Origin of the sequence: Agathobaculum ammoniilyticum (assembly GCF_025567315.1) — a bacterium.
GTDB lineage: Bacteria > Bacillota > Clostridia > Oscillospirales > Butyricicoccaceae > Agathobaculum > Agathobaculum ammoniilyticum.
On the sequence record NZ_JAOQJE010000010.1, the window covers coordinates 1 to 14977 of the forward strand.

The window sequence follows — 14977 nt, forward strand, 5'->3', positions numbered from 1 at the left end:
TTTTCTTCCGGCGTGCGATTCTTTCTGGCCATATGTATAACCTCCTGTGTGATGCTTCTATTCTACACCACTCAGGAGGTTTACACATAATTTGAAACAGCCTCAACGCTGGCGTTGATTGCAGTATATATTTTCTGCCTGGAGCCGATCGGATTCCTGCTATCGACCTTTGTTTACCTGGTCATACAGATGCTGGTGTTAGCGGATGAGTCACACCGGAAAAAGAAAGATATTCTGCTGTTCGTGATATTGTCGCTTGTTGTATCAGCAGGTATTTACCTTCTGTTCACACGTGTATTTTACCTGATGCTGCCAAGCGGATTGTTGGGTTAAAGGAGGCGTCGCATGTTATCTTTGATCGCTACAGGGTTTGCAGAGGTCTGTAACCCGCTGTGCATTGCTTTGATTGCAGGCGGTGTCCTGCTTGGTATTATTTTTGGATCGATCCCAGGGCTTTCGGCAACCATGGCGGTGGCGCTCTGCCTGCCAATGACCTATGGTTTGGAGCCTATCGCAGGCATGGCATTGCTACTCGGCCTGTATATCGGCGGTATTTCGGGCGGCCTGGTCGCGGCAATATTGCTGCGTATCCCCGGTACACCGGCTTCGGTGGCAACCTGCTTTGACGGTTACCCGCTGGCCGCGAAAGGGCAGGCCGGTAAGGCGCTGGGAGTGGGTATCTTTTTCTCTTTCATTGGTACGTTGCTTGGCTTGGCTGTGTTGATGTTTATTGCACCATCGCTGGCAAGCGTTGCGTTGAAGTTCAGCTATTATGAATATTTTGCTGTAGGTGTTTTTTCTATTTCCATGATGGCCAGCCTGATCAGCGGGTCGGTTGTCAAGGGACTGGTCAGTGGTGCAATTGGCTTGGCGTTTGCCATGGTTGGCGCGGCACCGATTGATGGCATCCCGCGTTTGACGTTTGGTTTTCATGCGCTGGATGCCGGGTTTGATATTCTACCCGTCCTGATTGGTTTGTTTGCAATTTCTGAGATTATCAAGGCTGCAAAGGAAAAGGGTAAGCCGCAGGGAAAGGTATTGCAGGACTTCAAAATTAAGGGCTTCGGCTTCTCCTTTGCGGAATTTAAGAGCCAGATCGTGAACCTGTTCCGTTCTGCGGCAATCGGAATAGGTATTGGCATTTTACCGGGCATCGGAGGAGGAACATCCAATATTCTGGCCTATACAGCGGCAAAGAATCAATCCAAAACACCTGAAAAATTTGGTACAGGCATTATTGATGGCATTGTTGCCTCCGAAACTGCCAATAACGCTTCAATCGGAGGTGCACTGGTGCCATTGATGACACTGGGCATACCTGGGGACACTGTGACCGCTATGCTTTTGGGTGGCCTGATGATTCATGGCCTGAACCCAGGACCGCTTCTGTTTCAGAATAACGGCCCGCTGGTATATGGTATTTTTGCGGCCTGTCTGATTGCAAATGTGTTTATGCTGTTGATGGAGTACTTAGGCATTAAGGTATTCGCACGCGTATTGACCGTGCCAAAGCACATACTTCTGCCGATTATTATGGTTCTATGCGTTGTCGGTGCGTTTGGTGTGAATAACCGCCTGTTTGATGTTTGGGCAGTCCTGTTCTTTGGTATTGTTGCGTATTTGCTGGAAAAAGGGGGCTTCCCGCTGCCGCCCATCATTCTCGGATTCATACTGGGTCCAACGATAGAAACCAATCTCCGCCGCGGGCTGATGCAGTCAGAGGGAAGCATCGCTCCGTTTTTCACTCATCCGATCAGCTTGGCATTTCTGATTATTACGATGATTGTTATTGTCCTTGCAGTTCGTAAAGAATTAAGAGCGCGGCGTAGCAATCGGGTGGAAAAAGAAGGGAAATCGTAAAAGGAGTGCCGCATGAGAAAAGTATATATCAGTGAACCGATCCATGAAGATGCGATTCGCCTGCTGGAGCGATCATTTGAGGTTGTGCAGGGTGGCGGCGCTGCGGATATTGCCGGACGCGCATACGGTTGCGAAGCGATACTGGTCCGCGTCGCCAGAATAACAGAGGAAATAATGGATGCTCTACCCGGACTGCGCGTGATTGCAAAGCACGGCATAGGCGTGGATAATATTGATGTACAGGCAGCTACAGCGCGTGGCATACTGGTGGTCAATGCGCCGACAGCAAATATACATGCCGTTGCAGAGCATACAGCGACGCTTATAATGGCGCTGCTGAAAAATTTGGTCTTTCTGGATGCAATGACCCGCAACGGTGGTTTTGAAAAACGAAATCAGCATATTGTGACTGAATTGCGGGGGAAGAAGGTCGGGTTTATTGGCTTTGGTCGAATCGCCCGTTTGGTACGGCAAAAGCTGTCCGGCTTTGAGGCTTCCTTTCTTGCTGCCGATCCTTTTATGGAACCAGAACAGGCAGAAGCGTTTGGTGTGACACCGGTAGATATGGAAAAACTTTTGGAACAGGCTGATGTAATTAGCCTGCATACACCGTTGACACCGGAAACACACCATTTGATAGATCGGAATGCGCTGGAAAGGATGAAAAGAAGCGCGTTTCTGATTAATGCCGCCCGTGGGGCGGTTGTAGATGAACAGGCGTTGGTGGAAGCGCTACAGGCGCGTCGGATTGCCGGCGCTGCGCTTGATGTATTTGAAGAAGAGCCACCGGCGGAGAACTGCCCGCTTTGGGGGTTAGACAATCTCATTGTGTCTCCGCATAACGCGGCGCTGAGCGATGCAGCGATGCGAGCAATGGGGATGGACAGTGCACAGGGGATTTTGGACTGTTTGGAGGATCGGCGTCCCGCATATATGGTGAACGCCGAGGTATGGCACTGTGGAAAAACCAAAAGAGAGGTATGACAAATGAAGGCGAATTATTTCCAACGTGTACAGGCACAGACACCAACCCGGTTCTGGATTAATAACGTTACGAGAGAGCAGGCGCGTCTGGCAATCGAAGCAGGGGCGGTCGGCTGTACTCAGAACCCTGCATATACATGGAAGATGATGGATGCTCCGGAGGAAAGGGAATACGTTTGTTCTTTGCTGGATCCCATTTTACAGCAGGAGGCAGATGATACGCAGGCATTGGTTCAGCTCCAGCGTGCGTTGGTAGAACGTGTGGCTCGACAGTTCATGCCATTATATGAAAAAAGTGGCGGCGATTTAGGATTGGTCAGCATACAGGGCGATCCTTTCCATGAGGATTGTGATACGATTGTGCGCTACGCACGCTATAACTGCTCTGCCTCCCCCAATATTATTGCGAAGATACCTGTGACAGAGGAGGGGCTGAAAGCGATCGAGGTGGTGCTGCAGGAAGGAATATCAGTTAACGCTACCGAAGTACTAAGCGTACGTCAGGCGCTGGATGTCTGCCGGGTCTATAACCGTATTACAGAAGGGGTGGCCAAAAAACCACATATTTATTTCTCCCACATTACAGGTATTTTTGACCAATATCTGTCTGAACAAGTTGCGCGTGAGGAAATTGAAGTCTGTCCGGACGCATTGTGGCAGGCAGGTATAGCGGCGGCGAAAAAAACCTATTGGATGACGAGGGAGGTATGCCCTAAGATGGGATTTATCGGCGGCGGCGCCCGTGGGCTTCAGCATTTTACCGAAATGGTGGGCGCGGATGCCTGTATAACAATTAACTGGAAGGGAACAGCGGATCGCTTAATTGAACAGGATATGCCTGTCGTACAGCGGTTCTTCATGCCTACCCCCGCATCCGTCATTGAGGAGTTGCGGGCCAAGCTGCCCGATTTTCGCAAGGGATACGATGTGGATGCTCTGGAGCCGTCCGAATATGAGGATTTTGGGCCGGTCGTATTGTTCCGGTCGGGGTTTGAAACGGCCTGGAAAAACGCGCTGGAATTTATAGCTGAGCGACGTAGGGGATAGACACAAAAAACACCGCGCGTAAGCACGGTGTTTTTTGTGTCTATTGAGATTTCTGCTCTGTATCAACGGCGCCGCCTACGCTGGTAATTGGAATTTTCGTAACGGGCACGCATGTTTTTGCGCTGCTTCCGCCGGCGCATGCCGCCGAACGTCAGGTTGAACAGAATGTAGAGTACGACAAAGATTGCCAGCACGACCAAGATCACCTTGAACGCAGTGCTTTTGAAGAAGTTTTCGAGCTTGTCCGCATAATACAGGACGTTGCTGCGTTCCACGTCGTTGAGCGAAACCAGCTCGACCGTGCCGTATTCGACGCCGCCGTAGGAGTAGGTGATGCTGCCGATGACATCCCCCGCCTTGATAGGGGCGTCCTTGCTGTCCGGTATGGTGGGGAACTGCTCCAGTTGGTCGACCTCCAAGTTTTTGGGGAGTGTGGCGACAAGGTCGTTTTTGGCGGTCAGCACGACCTCGTCCGCGTCTGTGGACAGGCGGACGTTGACGTGCGTGATCTCCTGCCCCTGCTTGGCCAGCGTTTTGGAGACAAAGTTCTCAAAGCCCCAGTCGAACAGACGGTTGGTTTCGGTAAAGCTCTTGGCGACAGTCGAACTGTCCGGCGCGTCCGCGCAGCCGAGCAGGACCGAATACAGCTTGGCCCCGCCCTTTTCCGCATAGGAAACCAGGCAGTTACCAGCCTGCGAGGTGTGACCGGTTTTAATCCCTTTGGCGTAGACGTTCGACCAGGGATCGGTGCGGCGGAAAATGAGCTGGTTGGTGGTGAAAATGATGCGCGAATCGTGCATGTTGGTCGCAGGCATCCGATACTGTGCGGTTTCGGCGATCGTAACGAACGTCTCATCCTGCATGGCAGCCTGCGAAATCAGCAGCAGGTCGCGCGCGGTGGAATAATGGTCGTCCGCATGCAGGCCGCAGGGGTTGGAGAAATGCGTGCCGGTGCAGCCAAGCTCCTGCGCGCGCGCGTTCATCATGTTGACAAATTCCTCGTACGATCCACCGACATGCCGCGCCAGCATATAGGCCGCCTCGTTTGCCGAGGGAAGCATGAGCGCGTACAGCAGGTCGATGACACGCACCTGCTCGCCGACCTTGATATCGGCGTTTGAACTGTCGGCCGTGACGTTTTCAAAGTCCGACTCCTGTGCGGTGACGATCTCCTCCAGATCCTCGACATGCTCGAGCGTGAGCAGCGCGGTCATGACCTTGGTGGTTGAGGCGGGGTAACGCCGCTCGTCCGCGTTTTTTTCATACAGCACCATGCCGGTATCGGCGTTGACCAGCAGCGCGGCGGTGGCGTCGATCAAGGGATCGGCCAGGCCGCCGGCTGTGGTGCCGCTTTCAATTTTTGCGTCTCCGCCCTCCGCGGCGTCGGTGTCGTTCTGGGAGGAGAGCGTGTCGTCCTCTCCTACGGTCGCAGAGGCCCGCGGGAGCGGCGCGGCGGAAAATAAAAACAGGAAACAAAGCGCAAGCGCGGTCAGGCGGCGGAAAAAAACATTACTTTTCATGCGGATCCCCCAGAGAAAAGTCTGCGTCGGTGAAATGGCCGCGTATGGCCGCGGGCTTGGGCGGGATGCGGCGCAGCGGGTCGTACCGGAACGCACGGCAGTGGTCGGTGCCGTCGACAACGCCGCGGCGGCGGCAGGCGATGCGCTGCCCGTCCGCCAAGGGGGAGCCGTGCGCGCAATAAATGCAGCGTGGCTCGATATCCTTTCGCAGCAGCTTTTTCAGCTTCATGCGGATAGTCACTCCATTCTTATGTACTGTGACCCATTATATCTTATTTTTCGTGCTTTTTCCACCCCAAATTAATAACAATACCAAAACGCCGAGCAGGACGGCGCCGGTCAGGTTAAAGGCACGGGGGGGCGCGGCGGCGCCTGCGAACACGGCCAGCGCCCTGGGGGAAAGCTGGAACAGCAAAGCGGTACACACGGCGGCAATCGTGCCGTGGAGCAGCTTGCCGAGCGTGAAAGCGCCGGATGGGAGCGCGAACGGAGCGGTCAGCGCGCGCGCCTGGAACTGTACGGCCAGCCCGCCGAAGCCGAGCAGGAAGGACGCCAGCGTGAGCTGGGCGCAGATGGTCAGGGGAAGCAGCGTCAGCTCGTCAAGACCGTTGGTCAGCTCGATCAGGCCGGCCAGCATATCGCCGTACGGCAGAGCGCGCAGGGCGGGACGGAGCAGCCGCAGCAGGACGGAAAAAACCGTCAGGAAGGCGGTGACGGTCAGCGCGGTGCGCGCGGCCTGCTGCGTGGCACCGCAGAAAGCGAAGGCAAAGCCTTCCCTGGGCGCAGCGGCCGCTCGCCCGCCCGCTGACTGCGCCATGGGGCCGCGCGCCACGACCAGACCGGTCAGCAGCGCGGACAGCGCGTGTATGCCGTAGAGGACCGCGCCGGTCCGCGCGCTGCCGAACACGCCCAGCCCGACCAACCCAATACAGAAGCCCGGGCTGGCGCAGTTGCAGAACGCGTTGACCCGCGCGGCGGCTTCGCGCGACAGCGCGCCCTGCTGGAGCAGCTCGGCCACGGTGGCCGCGCCGACCGGATAACCGCCGGTCAGCCCCAGTATGACCGCGGGCGCGGCCTCGGGCGGCAGACCGTACAGCCGTGCGAGCGGCCGGGCGGCAGCCCGGCCGAGCCGCTCCGCCAGTCCGGAACGGACAAGCAGGCCGCTGGCCACGAAAAATGGGAACAGCGCAGGCAGCGCCTCGCGGCCGGCAAGCGCTAGACCTTCACGCACCCCGTCCGCGCAGGCGGCCGGGCAGAGCAGGAACGCCGCGAACAGCGCAAGGGAGAAAAACAGCTTCATTGACCTCACCCCGGTTGACAGAGATTCCCTATTCTATGTCCGGCAGGCAAGTTTCATGCCGGCGCCGCATACAATAGCCCGAACGGAGGAGGGGACGCATGGCGCACGATGGGTTTGGGGCGGCGATTCTGGAGGATCTGCACGGAAGCCGCCCGCGCGTAGAGATCATCGGCAACAGCCGCGTCGTGGTGGAGAACCACCGCGGGATACAGGAGTATGACGACGGGCTGCTCCGCATCAAATGTTGCGGCTGCGAGGTGCGCATCACGGGCGCGGGCCTGACGCTCGCGGCGCTTTCGCTGGATGAGCTGGCGGTGACCGGAACGATCGTTTCGGTGGAATACACCACGGCGGGCTGATGCCGAAAGGGAGGGAAACGGATGGTTGGGCGGCTTTTGCTGCTGGCGCGCGGACAGGTGCGCGTCCGTGTGACGGGCGCGAGCCTGCCGCGCTTTCTCAATGCCTGTGCGCGGCACGGTATTACGCTGCGCCGCATGAAACGCACCGCATGGAACGAGATGTACGCGACGCTGTCGGTCGCGGATTTCCGCGCGCTGCGGCGGTATATGGGGCGCACGGGCTGTCGGGTGCATATCGTGCGGCGGCGGGGCGCGCCCTTTTTTGCCGCACGGCTGCGGCCGCGGTACGCGCTGTGGGGCGGCTTTTTTGCGCTTGTGCTGCTATGCTGGATTTTGCACGCCCATATCTGGTCGATCGAAACGAATATTTCCGCCGCGCTGCCGGAAGGGGAAATCATGCGGCAGCTTGATGCGCTGGGCGTACATATCGGCGCGCGGCGGAGCGCGATCGATACTGGAAGGATCCGGTGGAAGATGCTGCAGCTGCAGCCGGATATGACGTTTTTTTCGCTAAATATACAGGGGAACCGCCTGACGGTGGAGGCATATGGCGAATCCCCGCCTTCTGAACTGTTGGACCAGAGCGCGGTCACCAAGGTCGTTGCAGCGCGCGACGGGGTTGTGCGCCGCATTTTGGCGCAGGAAGGGCAGCCGGTGGTAAAGGCGGGCGACGCGGTCTCGGCCGGAGATACGTTGATCAGCGGGCTGGTTCCACCTACACGGGAGGAAGGGAACTACCACCTGACGCACGGCCGCGGCGAGGTGGAGGCGTATACGGCCTATCATACCGCGCGCGTCCGCGCGCTGACAACGGAGAAAAAGGCTTATACGGGAAAGGTGAAGCACCAGTACGCGCTTGTTTTAGGAAATAAACGGTTAAATTTATATTTTGGGAGTGGAATTTCCAGCAGCACCTGTGATAAAATAATAGAAACCAAAACGCTGTGGCTGTCCGACAGCGTGGTGTTCCCAGTCTCGCTGGTCAAACAGACCTATGTGTTTTATGAAACCGAGACGGTGACCCAAACCGCGGACGAGGTGCGCGTGGATATGATCTCCCGCGCGCTCGGGGATATCGTCGCGGGCATGGACGGCATGATCACCGGCCATGAGGAAACGATGGCCGAGCAGGCGGGGGCGGCGGTTTTGCGGCTGTCGGCGGACGCGGTCGAGCAGATCGGCGTGGAGGCGGTCGATGACAGCACGATTCCGGAAAAGGAGTCGGAGGAGGATGCCGGGGCGCAGCAGCATCCCGCGCAGGGATAAAACACCAGGAAAGTAAGGTGCAGACCATAGAAAAGACAATCCAGATAGAGCGGATCGAGCTCCTGATCGCGGTATTCGGGGCGTTCGATGAAAATATCAAGCTGCTGGAGCGCGAACTGGGGGTTTCGGTCGTCAGTCGCGGGACCGAGCTGAAGATATCCGGCGGCGAAGCGGAGGTGGAAATCGCTGCGCGTACGATCGGCGCGCTGGCCGGAATGGCGGCGCGCGGCGAGGCGGTCGGCACGCAGACTGTGCAGTATGTGATCGGTCTGGCGCGCGACGGGCGTGAGGCCGAGGTGCATACCATGGGCCGCGATGTTCTGTGCATCACGGCAAAGGGCAAGCCGGTCAAGGCTAAAACGCTCGGCCAGAAGCGGTATATGGAGGCCATCCAGAAAAACACGATCGTCATGGGTGTCGGTCCGGCCGGCACGGGCAAGACCTACCTTGCCGTGGCCGCAGCGGTCGCGGCGTTCCGCGACAAGCGGGTGTCCCGCATCATCCTGACGCGCCCGGCGGTCGAGGCGGGGGAAAAGCTGGGCTTTCTGCCCGGCGATCTGCAGAGCAAGGTAGACCCCTATCTGCGCCCGCTGTACGACGGGCTGTTCGACATGCTCGGCGCGGAGAATTTTGCCAAATACCAGGAGCGCAGCTCGATCGAGGTAGCGCCCCTGGCCTATATGCGCGGTCGCACGCTGGACGACAGCTTCATCATCCTGGACGAAGCGCAGAACACCACGCCCGAGCAGATGAAAATGTTCCTGACCCGTCTGGGATTCGGCTCGCAGGCGGTCATCACGGGCGATATCACCCAGATCGATCTGCCGGACGGCAAGGCCTCGGGGCTGAAAGAGGCCCTGCGCGTGCTGGACGGGGTGGAGGGCATCGCCCAGTGCTACCTGACCGAAAAAGACGTGGTGCGGCATGAGCTGGTGCAGCGCATCGTCAAGGCTTATGCGGACTACGAAAACAAAAAGGGCAGGGGGAAGCCGGCGGAAAGCCGTCATCCCGCTCTCCGGCGCAAAGGGGACAAGCGATGAACCATCAGATCAACATCGGCTTTGAAACCGCGGTGGAGGACGAAGCCGAGGTCGCCGCGCTCATCCGCACCTGCGCGCTGCGCGTACTCGAGAGCGAGGGCGTGCCGTTTTGCGCGGAGATCGACGTGACCGTGGTGAACGCGGATACGGTCCGTGAGATGAACGCCGCGTATCGGGATAAGGACGCGGTGACCGACGTGCTTTCTTTCCCGATGTACGAATTTGTAAACGGCGCGCCGCAGGAGCGGCTGGAGCGCGAGCCGGATTCCGGCCGCGTCATGCTGGGCGATATGGTGCTGTGCTATACGCGCGCCTGCGAGCAGGCGGCGGCGTTCGGCCATTCGCCCGCGCGGGAGTGCGGTTACCTGACGACGCATTCCGTGCTGCACCTTTTGGGCTACGACCATGAGCGGGGTGACGGGGACGCACGCCTGATGCGCGGCAAGGAAGAAGAAAATCTGGCCTTTCTGGGCCTGACGAGAGAGGCGTAATGAAAAAAAACATCCGAAAACTGCATGAAAGTTTTCTCAATGCGTTTCGTGGACTGGGGCTGTGCATCCATGGGGAACGCAACTTCCGCGTGCATATGGTGACCGCGTTTTATGTGACCATATTCGCGCTGCTGGGCGAAGCGACGGCGGCAGAAGCGTCTATTTTGTGCGTCTGCTTTGGGCTGACCATGGGTGCCGAGCTGATGAATACGGCGATTGAGCGACTGTGCGACCGGCAGGCCAGCGGGTACGACGGGTTTGTGCGCGATGCCAAGGATATCGCAGCGGCGGGCGTGTTCGTCTGCGCGGCGGCGTGTGTGGCGGTCGGCGTATGCATTTTTATCGGGGAGGGCGTGCTGGCCGCTGCCCTGCAGTACATTTTCGCGCACTTATGGGTCGCTATGGCGTTGCTCGCGTCCGCGCCCGCTGCGCTGTGGTTTATTTTTCAGTATGGGAGAATGCAATGAATCAGATTACCAAAACGGCGGTCGTTTCCGTGGTCGGCCGCCCGAATGTAGGGAAATCCACCCTGACCAATAAGTTGGTGGGGCAGAAAGTGGCCATTGTGTCCAGCAAGCCGCAGACCACGCGCACCCGCATCACCGGCATACTCAACCGAGACGGCACGCAGTATGTTTTTCTGGACACGCCCGGCCTGCACAGGCCGCGCAGCCGTTTGGGCGACTACATGTGTAAGGTTGTGACCGACACCGTATCCGAGGTGGACGCGGCGGTGCTGGTGGTCGAGCCGATCGCCAACATTGGTCCGGCCGAGGAGAGCCTGATCGCACAGCTCAAGCAGCACCGTATGCCGGCTATTCTGGCGATTAACAAGATCGATACGCTGAAAAAGGAAGAGCTTCTCGCGGTAATCGCCGTTTACGCGCAGGCGCATGACTTTGAGGCGGTCGTCCCGATCTCTGCGCGCACGGGGGAGGGGCTGGACGAGCTGCTGACCGAGATCGGCAGATACGCGATCGAGGGGCCGCAGCTGTTTCCGGAGGATATGGTGTCCGACCAGCCGGAGCGCCAGCTTGCGGCCGAAATCGTGCGCGAAAAAATGTTGCGTCTGCTCGACCGCGAGGTTCCGCATGGCGTGGCGGTCGGCGTCGAGCGATGGAACGAGCGGGAGGACGGCCTGATCGAAATCAACGCGGTCATTTATTGTGAAAAGGCGAGCCACAAGGGCATCATCATCGGCAAGCAGGGTGCGATGCTGAAGGAGATCGGCCGGCAGGCCCGCGTGGACATTGAACGCATGCTGGATGCCAAAGTGTTTCTTGAGCTTTGGGTCAAGGTCAAGGAGGGCTGGCGCAACAACCAGTACCAGATGCGCAATTTCGGTTACGAGGAGCTGTAAATGGCCGAGGTCAAGCTGCGTGCGCTCGGCCTGCGCGAGGTGGATTTCGGCGACTACGACCGTTATCTGACAGCGCTGACCGCGGATGGCCGCAGGATAGAGATTTTGTGCAAAAACGCGCGGCGGGGAAAAAAGCAGAATCCCGCCGCGCGGCAGTTTTGCTACTCCGAATTCATCCTGTATGAACGGGGCGGGAAATATACGCTGCGCGAGGCGGGGCTTGTCCACTCGTTTTTTCCGCTGACACAGGATATCGAGCGGTACGCGCTTGCCTGCTATCTGGCGGAACTGGCAAGCGCGCTGGCCACGCCGGACGAGGACAGTCCGGCACTGTGCGTCCTGCTGCTGCACGCGTTGCGCGCGCTGGAAAGCGGCGGGCGCGAGCCGACGCTTGTCAAGGCTGCGTTCGAGTGGCGCGTGATGGCCGAAAGCGGCTATGCGCCTGACCTTTCGGGCTGCGGCGTGTGCGGCAGGGGGATCGAACGGCCGCCCGTGTATTTTTCCGTCCGCGCGGGTACTGCGGCGGACGGCGTGTGCGCGGAGCGGGTGGGGGGCTATGAGCGCCTTGCGGATTCCGCACTGCGCGCGCTGACGCATGTATTGACGTGCGACACCCGCAGGGTGTATGCGTTTTCTCTGACCGGACCGGCGCGCGCGCAGTTCTGCCGCATGGGCGAGGCGTATGTGTTGTACCACCTCGGTCGCGGGTTCGACAGCCTGGCATTTTACCGGTCGGTCGCGCCGCTGGAATAGCTGTTTTATGCTGCAAGAGGGGGAGGCAGGTAAGACATGAAACTCACACGCAAACAGACCGCGCTGCGGTACAACTGGTATGTGCAGCTCGCTGTGGATGCGGCGGCGTTGCTGGTGTTCGCGTTGAGCTGGCACAGGGGCGTGGTGCTGTTCCCGTGGGTGGCTGCGCTGCTTCTGGTCTCGCTCGGTAATGTGTTTGCGTGCGGGCGCAGCCTGCTTGGCACGCTCAAGCGCATGCTGCCGAATGAGGAATACCAGCGGCTTGCCGCACGCTATTTCCCTTATGGGAACCGCTGGCTGTGGACGATGCTGCAATACAAACAGATGAAAGGTATGGCCGGCGAAAACGGCCGCGCAGTCCTGCGCCTGTGGCTGGGTGTGATCGGTGTGTGCGCGGGGTCGATGCTGGCCATCTATCTGGCGTCATATCTGCTGACAATTGTTTTATAATACGCTTCAGGAGTAAACCATGAACAGATTAGGCGAAAAATCCTTAAAAACACTGGAATATTACGAGATCCTCGACCGGCTCGCGTCACAGGCCGCGTCCGAGGCGGCAAAGGAGAAGTGCCGCGCGCTCCGGCCGCTGGATGACCATGAGCAGGCGCAGGTCTGGCTGGATCAGACGACCGATGCGAAAAACCGGATGATCCGGCAGGGCAGCCCAGGGTTCGGCGGCATCCGCGAGGTGGGTGCGATTTTGCTGCGTGCGGACCGTGGCGGCACGCTGAACCCGCGCGAGCTGCTTGACGTGGCGAGCCTGCTGCAGACCGCGCGCCGCGCGCTGGTCTACGACGCGGAACACGAGGAAAAGACCACGCTTACGCCGATCTTCGGCCTGCTGACCGGTAACCGTGCGCTGGAGGAGGCCATCACAACCGCGATTGTCTCCGAAGAGGAGATTGCGGACGGGGCATCCTCAGAACTGCTCTCCATCCGCCGCGAGCTGCGCCGCATCTCGGGCAAGGTGCGCGAGACGCTCAACCGCCTGATCTCGGGCGAGCGCTCCAAATACTTGCAGGAAACCATCGTCACCCAGCGCAACGGGCGCTTCGTCGTGCCGGTTAAGGCCGAGCACCGCGGCGACATCCCGGGCTTGGTGCATGATACCTCGTCCACGGGCGCGACCGTGTTCGTCGAGCCGCGGCAGGTGGTTGAGATCAACAATCAGATCAAGGTACTCGAGGGCCGTGAGGAGGCTGAGATCGAGCGCATCCTGGCCGAGCTGTCAGCCGAGGTTTCCATGCACAGGAGTGCGATCGAGCAGGATTATGATGCGCTGACAACGCTTGACTTTATTTTCGCGCGCGCAAAGCTGTCGTTTGAAATGAATGCCGCGCCGCCCGTGTTGGCCGCCGGCGCGAGCCGCTGCCGCCTGCTGCGGGCGCGGCACCCGCTGCTTGATAAGGACAAGGCCGTCCCCATCGATATCGCGATCGGCGGGGAATACGATACGCTGGTTATCACCGGCCCGAACACGGGCGGCAAGACCGTGTCGCTCAAAACGCTCGGCCTGCTGTCGCTGATGGCGGCGAGCGGCCTGCACATTCCGGCAAACGAGCAGTCCGAGATCGGCCTGTTCGAGCATGTCTACGCGGATATCGGCGACGAGCAGAGCATCGAGCAGTCGCTTTCGACCTTCTCCGCGCACATGAAGACCATTGTGTCTATCATGGACTGCTGCGGGCAGGGCGACCTGGTGCTGTTTGATGAGTTGGGCGCGGGTACCGATCCGGTCGAGGGTGCGGCGCTCGCGGTCGCGGTGATCGGCTATGCGCGCCAGATGGGCGCGTGTGTGGCTGCGACCACGCACTACGCGGAGCTGAAAACCTTCGCGCTCACCACCGATGGGGTGGAGAACGCCTCGTGCGAGTTCAATGTGCAGTCGCTGCAGCCGACCTACCGCCTGCTGACCGGCATCCCCGGCAAGTCCAACGCGTTCGCCATCGCGGCGCGGCTGGGGCTGCAGCCCACCATCATCGAGCGGGCGAAGGAGCAGGTCTCGACCGAGGACGCGCGCTTTGAGGACGTGCTGGCCGAGCTGGAGCGCGAGCGCCGCCGCATCGAACAGATGAAGGAGGAGGCGCAGAAAATGCGCGCCGCCGCGCAGTCCGAGCGGGACAGGATGCGCGCCGAGCGCGACGCGGCCGAGGCGCGCGCGGATAAGCTGCTCGAGGGCGCGCGCAGCCAGGCGGACCGCCTCCTCAAAGACGCGCGCATGACTGCCGAGACCGTGTTCGACGAGCTGGAGGACATGAAAAAGAAAGCGCAGAAGGATACGGCCGGACAGAACTTGGCCGCGGCCAAGGCCGCGCTGCGCGGCGTTATCACGCAGACCGAGAACGAGCAGCGGCGCGGCATCCAGAAGCGCGTGGTCGAGGCAGACGAGCAGCGGCCGGTCAAAAAGGGCGACCGCGTGCGGCTGATCAACGTGGGCGGCGTGCTGGCCGACGTGCTCGCGCCCGCGGACAAAAGCGGCAACGTGCAGGTGCAGGCCGGACCGATGAAGATGACGGTCAAGGAGAACGAGCTGCGCATCGTGGAGGAGCAGGCGCCCGTGAAAAAGTCGGTCCAGCCCCGCCGCGACGCGCCGAAGCGCGAGCTGAACATCCGCTCGGCGGAGAGCGAGGTGGATGTGCGCGGCATGAGCGCGCAGGAGGCGCTGTTCGAGGTGGATAACTTCCTTTCCCGCGCGCTTATGGCCGGCCTGCCCTCGGTCACGGTCATCCACGGCAAGGGGACGGGCGTGCTGCGCAACGCGGTACAGCAGCATCTGCGGTCAAACAAGCGTGTCAAGAGCGTGCGCAGCGGTGTGTACGGTGAGGGCGAGCAGGGCGTGACCATCGTCGAATTGCGGTAAAAACGCATCGTTTTGGGAATAGAAAACCGATGTGCAGGGCAAAATGCCATATATTCCGAAAGAATGCAGGAAATTTTCATTAAAAATACAAAGGGTGCGCGGGCATTTTATCCTTGACGAAACTGACAAAAGGCGCT

At 59.4% G+C, this 14977-nt stretch carries 16 protein-coding genes; 13 read left to right on the forward strand and 3 right to left on the reverse strand.

Annotation, left to right across the window (positions count from 1 at the left end; genetic code table 11):
• Positions 1–114 precede the first annotated feature (114 nt).
• The 4 genes from OCV66_RS15645 to OCV66_RS10905 are packed head-to-tail and all read left to right on the forward strand — an operon-like array spanning position 115 to position 3891.
• A complete protein-coding gene (locus OCV66_RS15645; protein ID WP_407933175.1) occupies positions 115–333 on the forward strand; it encodes a tripartite tricarboxylate transporter TctB family protein in 219 nt (72 codons plus the stop codon).
• A gap of 12 nt (positions 334–345) precedes the next feature.
• Complete coding sequence (locus OCV66_RS10895) at positions 346–1860, forward strand: tripartite tricarboxylate transporter permease (RefSeq protein WP_054327139.1); 1515 nt, start codon at positions 346–348, stop codon at positions 1858–1860.
• Between the two features lie 12 nt (positions 1861–1872).
• The gene (locus OCV66_RS10900; protein ID WP_054327140.1) at positions 1873–2844 is read left to right on the forward strand and encodes a hydroxyacid dehydrogenase; all 972 of its coding nucleotides are present in this window, start codon (positions 1873–1875) and stop codon (positions 2842–2844) included.
• 3 nt (positions 2845–2847) lie between these two features.
• Positions 2848–3891, forward strand: coding sequence for a transaldolase family protein (locus OCV66_RS10905; protein WP_147574282.1), 1044 nt, complete (start codon positions 2848–2850; stop codon positions 3889–3891).
• A gap of 62 nt (positions 3892–3953) precedes the next feature.
• Here the strand turns inward: OCV66_RS10905 and OCV66_RS10910 are convergent, their stop codons facing one another.
• The 3 genes from OCV66_RS10910 to OCV66_RS10920 are packed head-to-tail and all read right to left on the reverse strand — an operon-like array spanning position 3954 to position 6711.
• Positions 3954–5411 carry a D-alanyl-D-alanine carboxypeptidase family protein gene (locus OCV66_RS10910; RefSeq protein ID WP_107631901.1) on the reverse strand — a complete coding sequence of 486 codons (1458 nt, stop codon included), beginning with the start codon at positions 5409–5411 and terminating at the stop codon, positions 3954–3956.
• Complete coding sequence (locus OCV66_RS10915; RefSeq protein WP_054327144.1) at positions 5401–5640, reverse strand: hypothetical protein; 240 nt, start codon at positions 5638–5640, stop codon at positions 5401–5403. The genes OCV66_RS10910 and OCV66_RS10915 overlap by 11 nt, the downstream gene beginning before the upstream one ends.
• A 36-nt stretch (positions 5641–5676) precedes the next feature.
• Positions 5677–6711 (reverse strand): nucleoside recognition domain-containing protein, encoded by a 1035-nt coding sequence (locus tag OCV66_RS10920; protein WP_147574283.1) that lies wholly within the window; start codon positions 6709–6711, stop codon positions 5677–5679.
• 98 nt (positions 6712–6809) lie between these two features.
• On the opposite strand from OCV66_RS10920, the gene OCV66_RS10925 reads away from it, so the two are divergent.
• The 9 genes from OCV66_RS10925 to OCV66_RS10965 are packed head-to-tail and all read left to right on the forward strand — an operon-like array spanning position 6810 to position 14840.
• The gene (locus OCV66_RS10925; protein WP_054327147.1) at positions 6810–7070 is read left to right on the forward strand and encodes a YabP/YqfC family sporulation protein; all 261 of its coding nucleotides are present in this window, start codon (positions 6810–6812) and stop codon (positions 7068–7070) included.
• Positions 7071–7091: 21 nt separating this feature from the next.
• Positions 7092–8336: a sporulation protein YqfD gene (locus OCV66_RS10930; RefSeq protein ID WP_147574284.1), complete on the forward strand. Its 1245-nt coding sequence runs from the start codon at positions 7092–7094 to the stop codon at positions 8334–8336.
• A gap of 26 nt (positions 8337–8362) precedes the next feature.
• Positions 8363–9376 (forward strand): PhoH family protein, encoded by a 1014-nt coding sequence (locus OCV66_RS10935; protein WP_147574305.1) that lies wholly within the window; start codon positions 8363–8365, stop codon positions 9374–9376.
• Positions 9373–9867, forward strand: a complete 495-nt coding sequence (gene ybeY / locus OCV66_RS10940; RefSeq protein ID WP_054327150.1) for an rRNA maturation RNase YbeY — start codon at positions 9373–9375, stop codon at positions 9865–9867. Before OCV66_RS10935 ends, ybeY begins: the two co-directional genes overlap by 4 nt.
• Positions 9867–10334 (forward strand): diacylglycerol kinase, encoded by a 468-nt coding sequence (locus OCV66_RS10945; RefSeq protein WP_107631904.1) that lies wholly within the window; start codon positions 9867–9869, stop codon positions 10332–10334. The genes ybeY and OCV66_RS10945 overlap by 1 nt, the downstream gene beginning before the upstream one ends.
• Positions 10331–11227, forward strand: a complete 897-nt coding sequence (gene era / locus OCV66_RS10950) for a GTPase Era (RefSeq protein ID WP_147574285.1) — start codon at positions 10331–10333, stop codon at positions 11225–11227. Before OCV66_RS10945 ends, era begins: the two co-directional genes overlap by 4 nt.
• Positions 11228–11980: a DNA repair protein RecO gene (gene recO, locus OCV66_RS10955; protein WP_147574286.1), complete on the forward strand. Its 753-nt coding sequence runs from the start codon at positions 11228–11230 to the stop codon at positions 11978–11980.
• A gap of 36 nt (positions 11981–12016) precedes the next feature.
• The gene (locus OCV66_RS10960) at positions 12017–12430 is read left to right on the forward strand and encodes a hypothetical protein (protein ID WP_107631907.1); all 414 of its coding nucleotides are present in this window, start codon (positions 12017–12019) and stop codon (positions 12428–12430) included.
• A gap of 19 nt (positions 12431–12449) precedes the next feature.
• On the forward strand, positions 12450–14840 hold the full coding sequence (locus tag OCV66_RS10965) for an endonuclease MutS2 (RefSeq protein WP_147574287.1): 2391 nt from the start codon (positions 12450–12452) through the stop codon (positions 14838–14840).
• Positions 14841–14977 lie beyond the last annotated feature (137 nt).

Excerpts from the sequence above, each read along its gene's own strand:
- OCV66_RS10895 (WP_054327139.1), top strand. The coding sequence starts at position 346 with ATGTTATCTTTGATCGCTACAGGGTTTGCAGAGGTCTGTAACCCGCTG.
- OCV66_RS10900 (WP_054327140.1), top strand. The coding sequence starts at position 1,873 with ATGAGAAAAGTATATATCAGTGAACCGATCCATGAAGATGCGATTCGC.
- OCV66_RS10905 (WP_147574282.1), top strand. The coding sequence starts at position 2,848 with ATGAAGGCGAATTATTTCCAACGTGTACAGGCACAGACACCAACCCGG.
- OCV66_RS10910 (WP_107631901.1), bottom strand. The coding sequence starts at position 5,411 with ATGAAAAGTAATGTTTTTTTCCGCCGCCTGACCGCGCTTGCGCTTTGT.
- OCV66_RS10915 (WP_054327144.1), bottom strand. The coding sequence starts at position 5,640 with ATGAAGCTGAAAAAGCTGCTGCGAAAGGATATCGAGCCACGCTGCATT.
- OCV66_RS10920 (WP_147574283.1), bottom strand. The coding sequence starts at position 6,711 with ATGAAGCTGTTTTTCTCCCTTGCGCTGTTCGCGGCGTTCCTGCTCTGC.
- OCV66_RS10925 (WP_054327147.1), top strand. The coding sequence starts at position 6,810 with ATGGCGCACGATGGGTTTGGGGCGGCGATTCTGGAGGATCTGCACGGA.
- OCV66_RS10930 (WP_147574284.1), top strand. The coding sequence starts at position 7,092 with ATGGTTGGGCGGCTTTTGCTGCTGGCGCGCGGACAGGTGCGCGTCCGT.
- ybeY (WP_054327150.1), top strand. The coding sequence starts at position 9,373 with ATGAACCATCAGATCAACATCGGCTTTGAAACCGCGGTGGAGGACGAA.
- OCV66_RS10945 (WP_107631904.1), top strand. The coding sequence starts at position 9,867 with ATGAAAAAAAACATCCGAAAACTGCATGAAAGTTTTCTCAATGCGTTT.
- era (WP_147574285.1), top strand. The coding sequence starts at position 10,331 with ATGAATCAGATTACCAAAACGGCGGTCGTTTCCGTGGTCGGCCGCCCG.
- recO (WP_147574286.1), top strand. The coding sequence starts at position 11,228 with ATGGCCGAGGTCAAGCTGCGTGCGCTCGGCCTGCGCGAGGTGGATTTC.
- OCV66_RS10960 (WP_107631907.1), top strand. The coding sequence starts at position 12,017 with ATGAAACTCACACGCAAACAGACCGCGCTGCGGTACAACTGGTATGTG.
- OCV66_RS10965 (WP_147574287.1), top strand. The coding sequence starts at position 12,450 with ATGAACAGATTAGGCGAAAAATCCTTAAAAACACTGGAATATTACGAG.